General features: G+C 58.4%; 10 protein-coding genes. 5 read left to right on the forward strand and 5 right to left on the reverse strand.

Features of this window, described 5'->3' with window-relative positions:
- Positions 1 to 20 precede the first annotated feature (20 nt).
- From VG146_15200 to VG146_15220, 5 genes are all read left to right on the forward strand, one after another.
- Positions 21 to 1,352, forward strand: coding sequence for a terminase family protein (locus tag VG146_15200; GenBank protein HEV2393698.1), 1,332 nt, complete (start codon positions 21 to 23; stop codon positions 1,350 to 1,352).
- Positions 1,353 to 1,496: 144 nt separating this feature from the next.
- Positions 1,497 to 2,915 carry a phage portal protein gene (locus VG146_15205; GenBank protein ID HEV2393699.1) on the forward strand — a complete coding sequence of 473 codons (1,419 nt, stop codon included), beginning with the start codon at positions 1,497 to 1,499 and terminating at the stop codon, positions 2,913 to 2,915.
- A gap of 405 nt (positions 2,916 to 3,320) precedes the next feature.
- The gene (locus VG146_15210) at positions 3,321 to 6,632 is read left to right on the forward strand and encodes a hypothetical protein (GenBank protein ID HEV2393700.1); all 3,312 of its coding nucleotides are present in this window, start codon (positions 3,321 to 3,323) and stop codon (positions 6,630 to 6,632) included.
- 103 nt (positions 6,633 to 6,735) lie between these two features.
- Positions 6,736 to 7,581 (forward strand): prepilin-type N-terminal cleavage/methylation domain-containing protein, encoded by an 846-nt coding sequence (locus VG146_15215; GenBank protein ID HEV2393701.1) that lies wholly within the window; start codon positions 6,736 to 6,738, stop codon positions 7,579 to 7,581.
- A gap of 72 nt (positions 7,582 to 7,653) precedes the next feature.
- Positions 7,654 to 8,019 carry a hypothetical protein gene (locus tag VG146_15220; protein HEV2393702.1) on the forward strand — a complete coding sequence of 122 codons (366 nt, stop codon included), beginning with the start codon at positions 7,654 to 7,656 and terminating at the stop codon, positions 8,017 to 8,019.
- A gap of 116 nt (positions 8,020 to 8,135) precedes the next feature.
- Here VG146_15220 and VG146_15225 read toward each other — a convergent pair whose 3' ends face one another.
- From VG146_15225 to VG146_15245, 5 genes are read right to left on the reverse strand one after another with little or no spacing between them, the layout of a single operon-like run.
- Entirely contained in the window at positions 8,136 to 10,019 is a 1,884-nt protein-coding gene (locus VG146_15225; GenBank protein ID HEV2393703.1) for a CRTAC1 family protein, read from the reverse strand.
- Complete coding sequence (locus tag VG146_15230) at positions 10,016 to 12,805, reverse strand: tetratricopeptide repeat protein (protein ID HEV2393704.1); 2,790 nt, start codon at positions 12,803 to 12,805, stop codon at positions 10,016 to 10,018. The genes VG146_15225 and VG146_15230 overlap by 4 nt, the downstream gene beginning before the upstream one ends.
- Positions 12,802 to 13,500, reverse strand: a complete 699-nt coding sequence (locus VG146_15235) for an ABC transporter ATP-binding protein (protein ID HEV2393705.1) — start codon at positions 13,498 to 13,500, stop codon at positions 12,802 to 12,804. The genes VG146_15230 and VG146_15235 overlap by 4 nt, the downstream gene beginning before the upstream one ends.
- On the reverse strand, positions 13,497 to 14,681 hold the full coding sequence (locus VG146_15240) for an ABC transporter permease (protein HEV2393706.1): 1,185 nt from the start codon (positions 14,679 to 14,681) through the stop codon (positions 13,497 to 13,499). Before VG146_15240 ends, VG146_15235 begins: the two co-directional genes overlap by 4 nt.
- Entirely contained in the window at positions 14,678 to 15,838 is a 1,161-nt protein-coding gene (locus VG146_15245; protein HEV2393707.1) for an FtsX-like permease family protein, read from the reverse strand. The genes VG146_15240 and VG146_15245 overlap by 4 nt, the downstream gene beginning before the upstream one ends.

Genomic DNA, 15,838 nt, shown 5'->3' on the forward strand with positions numbered 1-15,838 from the left:
TCGCAATTCAAAATTCAAAAATGCTCTCCAAATATTTCTACAAATCACAGCGCGACTGGATCAACGACGATTCCCCTCTCAAAATCTGCGTCAAGTCGCGCCAGACCGGCTTTTCTTATTGCAACTCCTATCGCCTCGTCCTGCTCGTCAGCGCCCAAAATGCCCGCCTTGACGCCTTCATCTCCTCACGCGATCAGTTCCAGGCCAAACTTCAGCTCGACGATTGCCGCAACTGGGCCGGCCTCATGAAAATTGGCTGCGACGATCGCGGCGAAATCCTCTTCGACCGCAACACCGATTCCTCCGCCTTTGTCCTCGAATTCGCCAATGGCCGCCGCATCTATTCCCTCTCCTCCAATCCCAATGCCCTGGCCGGCAAACGCGGCCATGTCACCCTCGATGAATTTGCACTCCACCCCGACCAGCGCCTCCTCTACCGCGTCGCCAAACCCGTCACCACCTGGGGCGGACAACTCTCCATCATCTCCACCCATCGCGGCGCCAGCACCCTCTTGTGCCAGCTCGTGCGCGACGCAAAAAACGGCAACCCCATGGGCTGGAGCCTCCACGAGGTCCCTATCCAAAAAGCCATCGCCGAAGGCATCGTCGAACGCATCAACAAAAAAACTGGCCGCAACGAATCCCGCGACGCCTTCCTCTCACGCCTCCGCTCCGAATGCATCGATGAAGAACAGTGGCTCCAGGAATACTGCTGCGTCCCGGCCGATGAACAGGCCGCCTTCATCTCCCACGAAATGATCACCGCCTGCGAAGACCCCAACCTTCGCCTCCAGACCCTCCAGGAATTCCTCCAGGCCCCCTCTCTCCACACCCGGCCCGCCCCATCCTTTTACCTCGGCCTCGATGTCGCCCGCCACCATCACCTCTGTGTCATCGATCTCGGCGAAAAAACCGGCAACCTCGCCTGCGACCGCCTCCGCCTCGAACTCCATGGCCAAACCTTTACCCAAATCGAGTCTCAACTCTACCCTCTGCTCCAACTCCCCCAGCTCAAATATGCCTGCATCGACGAAACCGGCATGGGCATCCAATTGGCCGAGCGCGCCCGCGAGCATTTCGGCTCAAAAGTCGAGCCCGTCAACTTCACCGCTCCCAAAAAAGAAGAACTCGCCTTTGCCCTCCGCCGCGATTTCGAAGACCGCGCCCTGCGCATCCCTTGCGACCCTCAACTCCGCTCCGACCTGCGCGGCCTCAAAAAAGAAGTCTCCCCGGCCGGCCGCATCCGCTTCATCGGCGACTCCGACGACAGTCACTGCGACCGTACCTGGGCCAAAGCCCTCCGTCAGTACGCCGCCCGCCACCGCCACTCCGCAGGAGCCATGGTAATTTAAATTTTTGATTTGCGATTTTAGATTTTAGAACACCGCACCCAAACCATTCCTGAACAGTCTTGTAAAAATCCAAACGAAAAACCAAGCAACAAGATGTAACAAAAGCACTCAACCAAAATCCAAAATCAAAAATCAAAAATCCTTATGAACATTCTCGGCTTTAACATCTCCCGCGCCCATCGCTCCGCCCCAGCCCCAGCCCCTGCCCCTGCCCCTGCCCCAGCCCCAGCCCCAGCCGCCGCCCCCCAACCCCTCTCACCCGGCGCCGCCTGGTTCCAAGGCGATGATGTTCGTCCCGGCCCCGGCCTTTCCAGCGCCTACGAACAAGTCGTCTGGGTCTATCGCGCTATTAACGTGTTGGCCGAACAAATCGCCAACATTCCCTTCGTCTTTTCTCACGGCGCCCGTGGCCGTGAATCCCTCATCACCTCAGGCCCGCTCATCGACTTCTACAATCACCCCCATCCTTTTCTCAATCGCTTTCAGTATTGGGAATTGCGCGTCCTCTGGCTCATGCTCCGCGGCGAATCCGTCCGCATCCCCATTTACGTTGACCCCAACCCCGTTATCGCCGCCGGCGAAGGGCCTTTCCCGGACTCCGCCAACCCCATACCCGCCCACGGCTACCACGTCAAAACAAGCACATCGAAATTAAAGTCTGTCCTCATCCTCGACCCCGCTCGCTTTGAGCACATCGTCGAGAACCACATCCTCATCGGCTGGCGCTACCGCGCCGGCGCCAAAGCCCCTCTCGATTCCTTTGTCTTCTTCCCCGAAGAAGTCTGGTTCGAAAGACTCCCCAACCCCTTCGATTTCTGGCGCGGCCTTTCCCCTCTCTGGGTCGCTGACCTCGCCGTTCACACCGATTTCGCCGCCGCCTCCTTCATGCGCGGCCTCATCGAGAATAACGCCGAAAGCGGCCTCATCTTCCGCTCCGATGCCCAGCTCTCCGATGACCAGCGCGAGCAAATCCGCGCCGCCCTCCGCATCCGCAAACGCCGCGCCGGCTCCGCCGATGATCCTATCCTCCTCTGGGGCGTCAACGAAATCATCCAGCCCAGAATCTCCTCCGCTGACCTCCAGTTCCTCGAAAATCGCAAGCTCTCCCGTGCCGAAATCTGCGCCGCCTTCGGTGTCCCCGAAGAAATCCTCACCTCCACTGACAACTCCAAATACGATGTCATGCAAGGCGCCCGGCTCAACTTCATCGAAAACCGCGTCGCCCCTCTTTGCGCCAGGCTCCAGGCCGAAGAACAAGCCACCGTCAAAGCCATCGACCCTAAGGCCGTCGGCTGGTTCGACCTCGACAGCCTCCCCATCATGCAGAACGCTCGCCGCGAACGTATCGCCGCCGCCAAATCCGCCTTCGACATTGGCATCCCCTTCAACGAACTCAATCGTGTTTTGGACCTCGGCTTCAAGTCCCTCCCCTGGGGTAACAATGGCTTTCTCCCGTCGAAGTACCACTCCCTTTCTTCGACCGGTCCCAACGGTGCCCAAACCCTTGCCGCTCCGGAAGACCTGCTCAAAGGCTGCGTCCCAATCCCACGTTCCAAAACCTAAAACCTCAACCACCATCTGAAAATCAAAAATCGCAATTCGAAATTCAAAAATCTCCCCGTTCTTTGACATATTAAATTTCTGACTGCTGCAGCCCGAGGCGAACCCTTGCCGGGTGGGAGCGCGCGCCTTCGCGCTCCCGCCCCGCAGGTCCTTCCAACCCATGGCCGGCGAGGCTCATGGCGCCAACCTGGTCGCATGACCGCGCAGACATCTTGGTCGCCCAGGCCTCTGGGCGCGCGCATATCAGAGCGGATGTTGCCTGTTTTAAGCGGGCTTAATTTTGTGATTGCGTTGGCGCAAAGGCCGACTAGAGTAATGCCCCAGAAAGCCGTTGCAGTTTTGATGCGGACCGGTTTCCGCAAAAAAATGGCTGAGTATTTTGCGAAAGAGTCAAAAATAAAAACCATGAAGAACAACACCTTCACCACTTGGGGGACCAGGCATAATATTATTTTGGCGATCGGAATGGTTGCTGGCGCGCTGGCAGGCAACCGTGCGCAGGCGACACCGTATGCCTCTGGTGTCACAAACAACTCTGGGGTCATCTCATTTTACCTCAATGAGGGGGGTGGCAACGTGACCGTCACGTACGAGGACGCCACGACCAATGCCAATTACAACGGCAGCGCCACCGGAACCAACCTGGCCAGCGGCGACTATACTTTCCAGCTAGGCAGCCACACCAGTTACTCGATTTCGGTTTATAAGGTGGGTTCCGGCGTCCCCACCCTCATTACCAATTCGTTTGCTTTCACGCCCCGCGGGATCGATGTGAATAAACGCCCGGCTTCCCCGTACTTTGGGCGGGTGTACGCCGCGGCGTCTTCCGATGGCGGTATTTACGTGATGAATCCCGACCTCACGCTCGCATTGCCGGGCGTTCACGCTGCCGGGGTGAGCTGGCAGAATAATGGCTTTAGTCCATACCGGCTCTCCGTTGCAGAGGACGATTACCTCATGGTAGGAGACGCCTCTTATACTGGCGGGGCTAATGCCGGAAACGATGGTGTCTGGAGGCTCGACCCGAATGCCGCCAATGGTCAATTGTTCCTCGGACCACGCGGGGAAGCCAACGGTTTGGCAGCGGGCGTCTTCGCCACAGTCGAGTCAAGGCCTATCCTCATCGGAAACCCGCAAAACGGTCCCGTGACCCTGATGCAGGTCGATGGTGATTTCCCTGCCGCAAACGGGCAGAATTCACTCCTCGTTTACAGCAATATCACCCTCGCTACATTGCCTTGGGAAACTCCGCCTGACATCCAGGGTCCCGAGATCGGACTCAATCTCTCCAGCCGGACGTTGGGGGGCAATTCGTACCCCGGCCTGCAAATAGGTCCAAACGGCTACATTTATGCGGGAACCTATCGGGAGAATTATTCCAATCCGCTTCTTCAGATTTACGCCTACGACCCCGCCAGCGGCGCCATTAACCCAATCTGGAATTCCCTCTATAATAACGGCACCGCTGACTATTTCCGCACGACTGTCAACGGCCTTACCCATGGGACGGTCGATATCGCTGTTTCGGCCGATGGCCGCTACGTGGTGGGCGTCAGCATTGATAATTGGTTTGTCATTTGCCCGCTGACCAATGGCATTCCCGATGTAGGGAATCTATTCGTCAATACCCCCACTTCAACTTCCGGCAATGGCCGCGGAGTGGCATTTGATGCCGCCGATAACCTCTACTTGAGCAGTTCCGGCCTAGGACTTGTCCAGAGCTGGTCCCTGGGAATCACAACAATCGCCACCACGACCGGCAACGCTTCGGGTGGCACAGGATTTCAACTGGTCTTTCCCTCGACCGAGGTCAACGTGGTTGCCACAACGAATTCCGCTTCCCAAGGTGGCGCCAACGGGCTTCCAGGAGTTCCTGTACCAGGCGCGTTTCTCATCACTCGAACGAATGCCAACAACGATTACAGCACGCCTGTGACAGTCAACTTCAGCCTGGGGGGGACCGCCAGCAACGGGGTCTATACCGTCTCGCCATCAACTATTATTCCGGCGAACGCCAATAACTCTGTCCTATTGCCACCGGGAGTCATCTTCACAAATATTATCATAACTCCCACCACCAACAATGTCCCGCGCCTGACGACAACGGTCGTGCTGACCCTCAAAGGCGGCCCGTCTTATTCCGTTCAACTGCCCTCCAGCGGCACGGTTTATATTCAGAACACCTCCAGCAATCAATTGGCCCTCACTGCCGGAGCGCCAACGATGTATAAGGCCTTTTCCAATGATTTCGCATCTGTAACCATCACCCGCTTGGGCGACACAAACGTTCCGACCTACACCGTGCCAGCCTCAGCTTTCACTTATTCGGGCACAGCCATCCCGAATACTGATTTCACGCCGCTGCCGCCCGTAACATTTAATCCCGGCGATATCACTCAAATCACCAACGCCTCCCCCCTCTCCAATGGAGTGCCGCCGATACATACCGATGATGCAGCTTACGTCGGTGATAAAAGCGTCAGCGTCGGCTTGCAAGCCGGGCCGGAATATATTGTCTCGGGGGCCAACTCGACTGTGTTGACGCTGATTGATAACGCAGATTTGGCGACTCCTGTCCTGTTTGCGGACCCCTTAACGGATGCCAACGACGCAGTACATTGGAACGTTACCTACGGCACGGGCGACCAGCTCGATTATCCGGCCAACTATACGGTGGAGTTCGGCTATGATTTAACCTCAAGCAATCCCGAAAGCTCCAACAACGGCCTGATCGGCTTGCCGCCAAGCGGCGCGACCAGGGCCTTGCGCATTACGTGCAACAAGAGCGCTTCCCAGACTTATGGCGGCGGAGTCAACGTCTATTACACCAACCAGGTCTTCAGCGGCAACTATGCGGTGCGTTTCAATATGAATCTCCTTGAGGGCAGTGGGGTTTTTTCCGTCGAGGGAGCTATGTTTGGCATCAACCACAATGGGTCTGAGACCAACTGGTGGCTGGGCAGCGGGACGCCCATCAACAACTCAGGTCCGTGGGCCAGCGATGGCGTGTGGTACTGGATTCAGGCCCCGCCCGGCGGCGCCGGCGGTTTCGGTTTCTCGGAGTTCGAAGAATATACCGGCGCAGGCGGTTCCCTGCCTAATACCGGCTGGACGCCGTTGGCCGCGGCCAGCGCCTCTACCTACAGGAACGTGTTCAAGAATGCTGTGTTCAGCGCGCCGGGCGGAATCTCAGGAGGCACCCCGGCCAATAACAGCCCTTTCAGCACGACTCCTGCCGATGATGCCTGGTCGGACGTTGAAATCAAACAGGTCAACAACACCGTTACGTTGACCATAGACAAAACACAGATTTTTTCCTACAAAAACACTACTCACTTCACAAATGGCTTCGTGATGTTCGGTTATGATTGTCCGATTGAGGGCGCATTTCAGCAATATGTCGGAACACCCGAGGCGGCGGCGTACTTCTCGAACCTTCGGGTGGTCAGCTTGGCGGCGCCGGTTATCAGCAGCGTGAAAGATGCCATCAACGCCAACCAAAACAATGTCACGATCCTGTTCAGCAGCTTCGACAGCGATGATGTAGCCAGCTCCTTCGCCTTGCAGAGTTCCGGGACCAATGGGGTTACCGGGCCTTACGCCGATGTCAACTCCGCAGCCATCTCACAAGTGCTGACCAACAATGGGACGGCAATTTTCCTGGCCACTGCCAGCGCCACCAATACCGCTGAGTTCTATCGAATCCGGCACAAATAATGGCCACCATAGCCAACGAGCCTGCGCTAATCCTGATTTGCGCAAAGGCGCAAAGCGTTGCACGTTGCTGGGCTGTTTTATGGCGGAAAGAGAAGCACCATTCATGAGGCGCGCTCCTTGGAATTCAAAGCCGGCGTTCACGCTGATAGAATTGCTGGTGGTCATCGCCATCATCGCTATTCTGGCAGCGATGCTTCTGCCTGCGCTAAGCCGCGCCAAACGCAAAGCGCAGGAAGTCCAATGCATCAACAACCTCAAACAGCTCATTCTAGGGTGGCACGCCTATGCTCAGGATTGGGCTGACGTGATGATGCCCAACGCCCCTCTGGGCGAACCCAATAACGAGTCCTGGTGCGGCGGCGGAAACGAAGACTGGAACCTGAACCAGTGGAACACCAATCGGAACAATTATCTGCAGTGCCTCATGGCGCCTTACGTCGCCAATCAGTTGGGCGTTTATAAGTGCCCCGCTGATAATATTCCATCCGCCAACGGACCGCGCATCCGCACCTATTCGATGCAGAGCATGATGGGCAACGTCTATCCAAGCGTCAAGGCGACTGCCCAAAGCGATTGCCCCGGCTACACCGCTTACGTGCGGGCTACGCAGCTTATCGGCGTGTTAGGTCCCAGCGATGGGGTCATCTTTCTGGAAGAAAACATGTGCGGCATGAACGATGGCTGGCTGGAAGTCAGCCTACCCAGCGTGGTGTGGGCCGATGTGCCGGGCTCATACCACCTCTGGAATTGCGGGATGTCCTTCGGCGATGGCCATTGCGAGATGCACAAATGGCTTACCCCCTCACTAAAAATCCCTGTCCAGGCCGGCTATGGTTGGCCGGCCGGCAATGACCAAAGCCCCAAAGGGCCGCCGGGTCGGAATAATCCCGATTGGGTCTGGTGGCAGACGCACGTGTCGGCGCCCGCCCAGTCAGGGTCAGGGCCTTAGTGACCGTCTCTCCGTCACGACCTGGGTCTGGGCCACCACGACGGATTGGACCTTCTGTTAAAATGACCTTCGATGAAAACGTTGCCAAAAATGGGGATCAGCCATGACCTTAACTCGCAGATTAACGAGGGCATGACGATTTCGGGCTTGTGCCAAGCCGACGTCATTCGGCAGGCGCTCCGAATTGGCCTGCCGCAGCTTGCCGCCCGATTTCAGCGGCCCCCTTGTGGCTGGAGGAGCGGATTCGCGAAGCGTAATGCCTCAGTGACTACGGGGCTGCCGGCTGAAGCCGGCGTTCCGGACGCGCGGAACGCCGCCTTTAGGCGGCAGCGCCCGCCGTCGCTAACCGATTACCGCGAAGCTCTTGTTGAACGCGCCGAACCAACGACTCTGGAGCAATTTGAAAAGGGCATGAAGGCCATTGCTGATGGCCGCTAAGCTCCTTGTTCAGCCGGCCTAACCCGGATATTTCTCGACTTCGTGTCTCATTGACACCGACGCTCTAGCCCGGTGAACGGACTCGCTTTCTGCGTTTGAACTGTTTCAACGGATTGTCAGGGACTCTGGCCAGGTCCCTTCTCCGTCACGACCTGGGTCTGATCCACTACCACGCCTTCGACCTTCTGCTTGGCGCCCCCCGGCCATATGATCTCAACTTCATCGGGTTTTGTGGCATCGCCCAGGCCAATGGTCACGGGCAGCTCGGATTGGGAGAGATAGCTTCGGGTGGGCATCACCTGCCGCAAAAGAGTCTGACCGTTCACGCGGACCTTTACCCACGCGCCAATGGCATCGCGGTTGGATTTTGTTCCCACCAGTTTGAAGCGCAGCCAGTGATGGTGAAGGGCCTGGTCATTGCGCAACAGCACCGGCGGGCCGGCTATCTGGGTCAGCACCACGTCCAGGTCGCCGTCTCCGTCAATGTCCGCAAAGGCCGAGCCGCGCCCAACGATGGGCTTGAACAGGTCCGAGCCGCACTTGCCGGCAGGAACCGGGATGAAACACCCGCCGGGGCGGTCGCCGGCATTCCAGAATAATTGGGCCGGCTGGCGGTACTTCTGGCCTTGTTGGATTTTGCCGATTTCCTCTTCGAGATGGCCGTTGGCGGTCAGGAGGTCGAGCCGCCCGTCGAGGTCATAATCGAAGAAGAAAACACCGAACTTCAGCAGGAGCCGCCCCGCCGGGCCAATGCCTTCGGTGATGGCCTCATCGGCAAAGGACAGCGGCGCTTGTTGCGAAACATAGAGCGCTGACATTTCCGTGGCGAAATTCCCGATGGCGATGCCCAGCGCCCCGTCGTTGCGATAATGCGCCGCATCAATCCCCATCGCCCCGCGCGCGTGCCCGTAGCTGTCAAACGCAACCCCGGACACGGCGCCAATCTCCTTGAACCTCCCATTCCGTTCGTTGTGGAAGACAAAATTCTGCACGGAATCATTGGCCACGACCAGGTCGATCCAGCCGTCGCCATCAAGGTCCACGGCCGCCACCCCAAGCGATTTGCCCGCCGGCACTCCGGTCACCGGGTTCTTTACCTGGATGCCGGCCTTTGCGGACACATCGGTGAAATGGCCGTTGCCGTCATTATGATAAAGCGAACAAAATGAGCCTTCAAAATCGAAGGGTTCGCCATAGGCGCGCCCGACCCCGACGAGCTTGTAGCCGACCTGGATGTCAATATCGCGGGACCAGCGCACGTAATGGCACACGAACAAGTCGAGTTTCCCGTCATTATCATAATCAATCCACGCGCAACTGGTGCTCCAGTCCTGCATCGAGCCGCCTACCCCAGCCGTTGCGGTGACATCTTTGAACTTGCCATGCCCTTCATTGTGGAACAGGTGATCGCCACCAACGCACGAGATGAACACGTCAGGCAGGCCGTCATTATCATAATCGCCAATCGCCACCCCCATCCCGTACAGGCTCACATCCAGGCCGGAACCGGCGGTGACATCGCTGAAGTGGCCGTGGCCGTCATTGTGATAGAGCGCCATGGTCGGCAGCGGCTTGCCCGCGGGGGCGTGCCCTGGCCAATAGGTTGAGTTGATGAAAAGCAGGTCCTGCTTGCCATCGTTATCGTAATCGAAGAACGCCACGCCGCCCCCCATCGTTTCCGGGAGCAGTTTCTCGCCGTAAGCCCCGTTGACATGCGTAAAGGTGATGCCACTGCTGGCGGTGATGTCCGTGAAGCGCGCCGCCGGGATTTCCCGTGTTGGAGATACGAGCGGTTCTGGCGCGGCCATCTTGCTCAACTTCGGCTGCTCTGCAACCGGCTTTCGGTGCAAACCCAAGTAGAGCGCGACGCCACCGGCGGCCAAAACCAACGCGGCCACAGCGGACCAGCGGAATGCGCGGCCAATGACGGCATCATCATAATGGGCCAGTTCTTCGGATTCCTCGGGCGGTTGGGAAGAAGGTTGTGGGTGCTCAATCATTGTAAAGGATAAATCACGATGGCCTGCGCGGCGTGGTCGGCGGCTTTATTCGCCCGGCGCGCCATGCTGATGGCCCGGTCGGTGGCATTGTCATCAGGCCGAAACCGCTCATGGAGGCGGCGATGTTCCTCGGCCTGTTTTTCATCTCCCAAGGCTGCATAGATGAGCGCCAGGTTGTAATGGGTGGTGACGTTCTCCGAGTCGAGTGCCAGGGCGTTATTGAACTGTTCCAGCGCCAGGCGCAGCCATTGCCGGTAGCGCTCGGGTTGCGCGCGGTCGGCCTTGGCGCGCTCGACGTACGTTTGGCCCAGCTCATTAATCACTTCATAGTCTTTGGTGAAATCCAAATCACGCCGGTCCAACTCCGGGTAGCGGTCTTCGAGAATGCTGCGGTAATCCCCGATGGCTTTGTCCAGGAACCCGTTGGCCTTGTCCACCTGGCCGTTGAGCCACGCCAGCGTCCAGCGCGGCGCCGGGGGCTGGAACTCCATCGCGCGTTGCAAAGCGGCCACCGCGTCGTCGAGCCGGCCTTCCTTGTAATACACCCGCGCCAGGTTTACCGGTCCGTCCGCGCGCCCCAGCTTCTCCACCTCCTCAAAGGCCTGCGCGGCTTGGATGAGTTCGCCTTTCTCGCTGCCCCGTTCGCCTTCCAAGAGCAAGCCGATGCCATAATCATTCCAGCGCTGCCACTCGGGGATGGCGGAGGGCGGGCAATCGGGAGTCTCGGATGAGCCCATCGGGAACGTGAGCGTGTCGGAGGCGATAGTGGTAATGGGTAAATCGTTCGTGACGGTGAAAGGCGCGCCGTTTGTGTAATGGCTGCCAAAGACATAATTCATATAAATGGTGTCGAACTTTCGATACTTCAGCCCAACTTCGACCTCGATCGGGTCACGCTGGTCTTGCGGAACAGTGAAGGCATAGTGGACCACCTGGCCGGCGCCAGGCGGGATCTGGTGATTGTACAGCGGTGTGAAAATGTCCTGCGGATTGCGCCGGTCGATGCGATTGCCATCTTTATCGAGCATGAACACATTCACGAAATGAGACCACGCATCGACTTCATTACAAGGGCCAAGCCCGCCACTGCTGCCGAGGAGCCGTGAACCGGCCCGTACTTTGGCATCGACCCAAATCTCATTGGAATCAACGGTGCCCTGGCTGAATGGATGTCCCACCGTGAGCGTGCGCAGAACCACTTCCAGCAGGTACTTGTGGCCGGGTTTGAGAGCCGGAACCTTCGGGCGCAACGGGGCTGTCAGCGGAGAATCAATTGCGCCGCCGTCTTTGATGCCGAAGATGTCCACACGCAACGTGCCCTTGAGAAACTGCTCTTCCCCCTTTTCTGCAACCTCATCCTTCAGGATATGCGCAATGCCGGTGTTGGCGCCGGGGAAGAAATGATTGTGCACCGTCAGCACCTGGTTGGTCGCGCTCGGGTCGTTAAATCTCGCCGCAAAATCATCGGAAGGCATCAGGGGCATGTGGCAGGCGGCGCAGTTCTGCTTGGCCTTGTCCGGGTAATAAAAGCTGCGGGCGCCATGGCCCGAAACGCCGCTCAGCAGGTAGGTATCATAATGATTTTGGCCCCGGAGAAATTCCTTGTACTTGTTGAGTTCATACGGGACGCTGACCTTGTGGCAGGTCGAGCAGAACTCGGCGGTTTTATGAAACGGTTTGAGGAAGGTCTTCTTGTGAAACTCGGGTTTGGCTTTGACTAGCGTGCGGTTGACATAACGCAGGAGCGGGTTGGAGCTAAAGGTGAATGGGTACAGGATCGGTTCCTCGATGGTGTAATCGGCGTTGCCCCGCGTGCTGTTGACGTGGGTGATCGAATGACAGGCAACGCACGTTATGCCGGCTTGTGACGTCGGGTCGTGCACGTCATCGAACTTGGGATTATCAAAGGCCCCGCTGAAAAAGGGCACCACATCATGGCACCCGGCGCACCAGCGCGCGGCGCGGACATTGCCATCGCGCTTGAGCGAGACCTGCCGCGTTTCACGCACGCTGAACAGGTAAGGCGGGTTGTTAAATGAACTGAAATGATGGGCGCTGTGAAACCAGGTCGTGTAGCTGTCCTTGTGGCATTCGAGACAGTATTCGTTGAGCATCATCGCCCGGGCGGGAATGAAATTGCCGGTGGCGGTGCGGGCGAGCGACGGATAAAAATATTTCTCTCCTTCTTTTGGGCCGGGGACATTCCATTTGCGGGGGTCATGCGAATGGAGCACGACCATCGCCAGCACGACAACCGCCACCGCCCCGGCCCAGCCAATGCCCACACGCCATTTAATGCGCGGCCCGGCCAGCCGGTGCAGGATATAAAGCCACACGGCCAGCAACGGGGTGATCACATGCGCCCAGTAAAGGGGCGAGCGGACGCGCGGGTCCTTGATGACAAAAAAATCAAAGCGCATCAGGGCGAGCCCGGTGAACAGGAGCGCCAGGCTGATGGCAAAGAGCGCATAACCCACCCGCACCGCCCGCCGATTCGGGCGATTGTACGCGTTCTTAATATGGAAGGCCCCGAAGAATATGAACGGCGCCAGGAGCAACAGTCCCAGCGCCAGATGCGCCAGGAACATGCACTGGTAGAAATAATTCTGGTAGGTGATGCCCTTGACCCATTCCAAAAACGTAATGCTGGCCAGGTAAGCTGAATTGGCTCCCAGCAACGCCACCAACCCGAATATGAAATACAGAAGCAGACGCAGCCGCGGCCCGACGGCCCGCGCGTAGCGTTTGCGAGGCGCGTTTGTTTCATCCGCAGCATCGATGCTCATACAACGGTGCAACACCGGATTCGACCATCGCTGAGTTCGATCTGTTGCTTGGCGGCGGCGGCCAACACCCCATTATGGGTCACAACGATGATAGTGAGGCCTTCCCGGTTCGATGCCTTAAAAAGGTCGATAACCCCCTCTCCGGCGGTGTTGTCCAGATAGCCCGTCGGTTCGTCCGCGAGAACCAATGATGGTTGGTTCACCAGCGCCCGGGCAATGGCCGCGCGCTGCATCTCGCCCCCGGATAGCTCCTGTGGCCGGTGCTCGCGCCGATGCTCCAGCCCAACCTTGGCAAGCAGCTCATCCACACGATCATCCACCCTGCGCCCGGCAAAAAGAGCCGGCAAGGCAACGTTCTCCGCCACCGTTAGCGTGGGCACCAGACCGAAATGTTGGAATACAAAACCAATCGAGTCCCTGCGCAGACGTGTCCGCTCTCGCTCATTCAGGCCCTGCACGTGTCTGCCAAAGAGTTCCACTGAGCCCGAGGTGGGGGCGTCCAGGCAACCAATTAAGTTCAACAGGGTCGATTTGCCTGACCCGGATGGGCCAACGATCGCAACAAAATCCCCAGACGCGACTTCAAAGGTGACGTTCTGCAGGGCGTGTATTTCCTCACTGCCACGCTTATAGACTTTGGTTAGTTCTTCAAGGGACACCGCCCGTCCATTCCCCGCGTGAGATGAGCCGCTCATACACCCAAACCTTTCGCGCGGATAGCCGTCTGCGGCGAAACACGCACTGCGTGCCAGACGGGGAGCGAGCCGGCCAACGTCCCGAGTACAAAGGCACATCCAAGGCAAACCCCCGCAATCCACCACTCGAAATGGATCAGCGAGTCCGCGGGCGCGAATGGAAGCCTGGCTCGCGCCCAACCTTCGACCCAACGCGAGGCAGCCAAGGCTCCGCCCATGCCGGCCAAACTGCCCACGAGGCAAACCTGCACCGTTTCGAGCCAAATGAGACGGAAAATATCCATCGGCGATGCCCCGATCGCACGCAACACGCCGATTTCGCCAATTCGTTCGCTGACGGCGATGAGAATCGTATTGCAGACGCCGGTGCCTGCCACCAGCCATGCCACCAGGGCCATTGCCCCAAGGAGCAAACGGGTCGAATTGACTAGCGATTGAATGGTTCGGAAGATGTGGGCCAGCGGAACAACGTTCATGGCCAAGCCCGCGTCACAACCCCGCAATTGGGCAACCGCGCCTTGGAGATCATTTGGGTCGGCGAGCCGGATGAGGATGTGAGTCAGCTCATTGGGGTGATTGAAGCGATGTTGGGCATCCTTTAGACCCAGGTAGATGAATGCATCCTCCGCAGCTTGGGTCGGTTCGAGAATTCCAACGACAGTGGCCGTTTGGTTGGGCATCCCGGGCAATCGCACCTCTTGGCCGGCATGCCAGCCATAACGCCGGGCAGCCTCTGAACCAGCTAAAATAGCGCCGTTCTGTTTGGGGAAACTCCCGCTAATTCGCCATCGGTGGCGCAGGGCAAGGATGTTCTGTTCCACCCCCACATAGATCACGGCGCTGGAGCCAGCACCGGACACGGCCGACATCAACATGGGAACCGCAGTTGCTACGCCAGGGACGCTGCGGACTTCACTCAGATATTCCTCCTTCAGATAGCAAGGCCAACTGGCTCCATGCAAGGCCATCGAGGTGGCGTCATAAGGACAACCCTTCGGGACGAGCAATATCTGGGCGCCCAAACCGTCGAGTTCCCTCTGAACGCCCTTGCGATAACCCTGTTGGAAGGAGAGCAGGCTGAACAGCGCCGCTGTGGCAATGCCGACTCCGGCGCCGGTAACGCCTGCCCGCAACGGCCGCCCGCGCCATTGTTTGGATGCCAGTTCGAACCAGGTCATCATTCACTCCTTAGGGCTTCGGCGGGATGGAGGCGAGCTGCCCGCCAACCCGGGTACAAGCAGCCGACTAGCCCAGCCGCCACCCCCAAAGCGGCGCACTCGAAGAAAATGCGGGGTGTTGGGGCCAAGAGAGATTGCGCCGGGGCCAGCGGCATAAGCTGCTTCAGGAAATGCTCGATAGCCTGTCCAGCGGCCAGCGAAAGACCGATGCCTGCCACGCTGCCCATGCCGCTCAGTAGGAGCGCCTCGGCAACAATTAGCAAAACGACCTGCGCTCGGGAGGCCCCCACGGCGCGCATGACGGCCAATTCCCGGGTCCGCTCAAGCACCGCGGCCAATAAAGTATTGAGAATTCCCAGCACGCTGACTGTCAGTGCTACCAACGCAATCGACAATAGGAGCGTGCGCACTGAGCCTACCAGATTCAGAAAAGTGCCCATCATCTCGGCCAGCGTGACGACCTGCGCCCCTGCGATTCGCTGCAACCGGGCGCTGGCCTCAGGCAATTGGGCTGGGTCTTTCAGGCGCACGGCAACCGCTGTGAGACGGCCAGTTTGATGGAACATGCGCTCGGCTGTGCGCAGAGGAACGAAAAACATGCTGTCATCGCTCGTGCCGCTGCGCTCCAGCACGCCCGCCACTCGCAATTTAAAGCCGGTTTCAGGGCTGAAAAACAAATCACCGGGGGATCGCATTTCGATCTCGGCGGCATCAGAACCCAGCACGACAGAATCCTCGCCATTAAACCATGAAGAGCCTGATGCCGCGTGCCACCACGGTTTAAGCGCCAGGGCAGCCTCATCCAGTCCCACCCACATATCTGCCTGGCCGTAACGGGAGCGATTGACCGCCACCATGAGCAGAGGCGCGGCTACAGAGACTGCCGGGTCGCGTTGTACGAGCCCAAGAGCCGAGTAAGGCAGAGAGGTATCCAGGCCTTTGCCTTTTATCACCCGTGCGGCCGCGTCATAAGGGCATCCCAAGGGGACCAGCATCAACTGGACACCCATCTGGCTGATCTCAGTCTCCAAGGCTTGTTGGTACCCATGGCCAAAGGACAGCAGAGAGCCCAGCACCGCCACCGCCAAGGCCAAGCCTGCGAGAACCAGGGTGGTTCGCCAGGGGCGCCGGACCAGGTTTCGAAAAGCAATCCTCCACAT

Source organism: Verrucomicrobiia bacterium (genome assembly GCA_035946615.1).
GTDB lineage: Bacteria > Verrucomicrobiota > Verrucomicrobiia > Limisphaerales > UBA8199 > DASYZB01.

Bases quoted from the DNA above. Each gene is read 5' to 3' on its own strand.
- VG146_15230 (HEV2393704.1), bottom strand. From the start codon at position 12,805: ATGAGCATCGATGCTGCGGATGAAACAAACGCGCCTCGCAAACGCTAC.
- VG146_15210 (HEV2393700.1), top strand. From the start codon at position 3,321: ATGAAGAACAACACCTTCACCACTTGGGGGACCAGGCATAATATTATT.
- VG146_15215 (HEV2393701.1), top strand. From the start codon at position 6,736: ATGAGGCGCGCTCCTTGGAATTCAAAGCCGGCGTTCACGCTGATAGAA.
- VG146_15200 (HEV2393698.1), top strand. From the start codon at position 21: ATGCTCTCCAAATATTTCTACAAATCACAGCGCGACTGGATCAACGAC.
- VG146_15220 (HEV2393702.1), top strand. From the start codon at position 7,654: ATGAAAACGTTGCCAAAAATGGGGATCAGCCATGACCTTAACTCGCAG.
- VG146_15245 (HEV2393707.1), bottom strand. From the start codon at position 15,838: ATGTGGAGGATTGCTTTTCGAAACCTGGTCCGGCGCCCCTGGCGAACC.
- VG146_15205 (HEV2393699.1), top strand. From the start codon at position 1,497: ATGAACATTCTCGGCTTTAACATCTCCCGCGCCCATCGCTCCGCCCCA.
- VG146_15225 (HEV2393703.1), bottom strand. From the start codon at position 10,019: ATGATTGAGCACCCACAACCTTCTTCCCAACCGCCCGAGGAATCCGAA.
- VG146_15235 (HEV2393705.1), bottom strand. From the start codon at position 13,500: ATGAGCGGCTCATCTCACGCGGGGAATGGACGGGCGGTGTCCCTTGAA.
- VG146_15240 (HEV2393706.1), bottom strand. From the start codon at position 14,681: ATGATGACCTGGTTCGAACTGGCATCCAAACAATGGCGCGGGCGGCCG.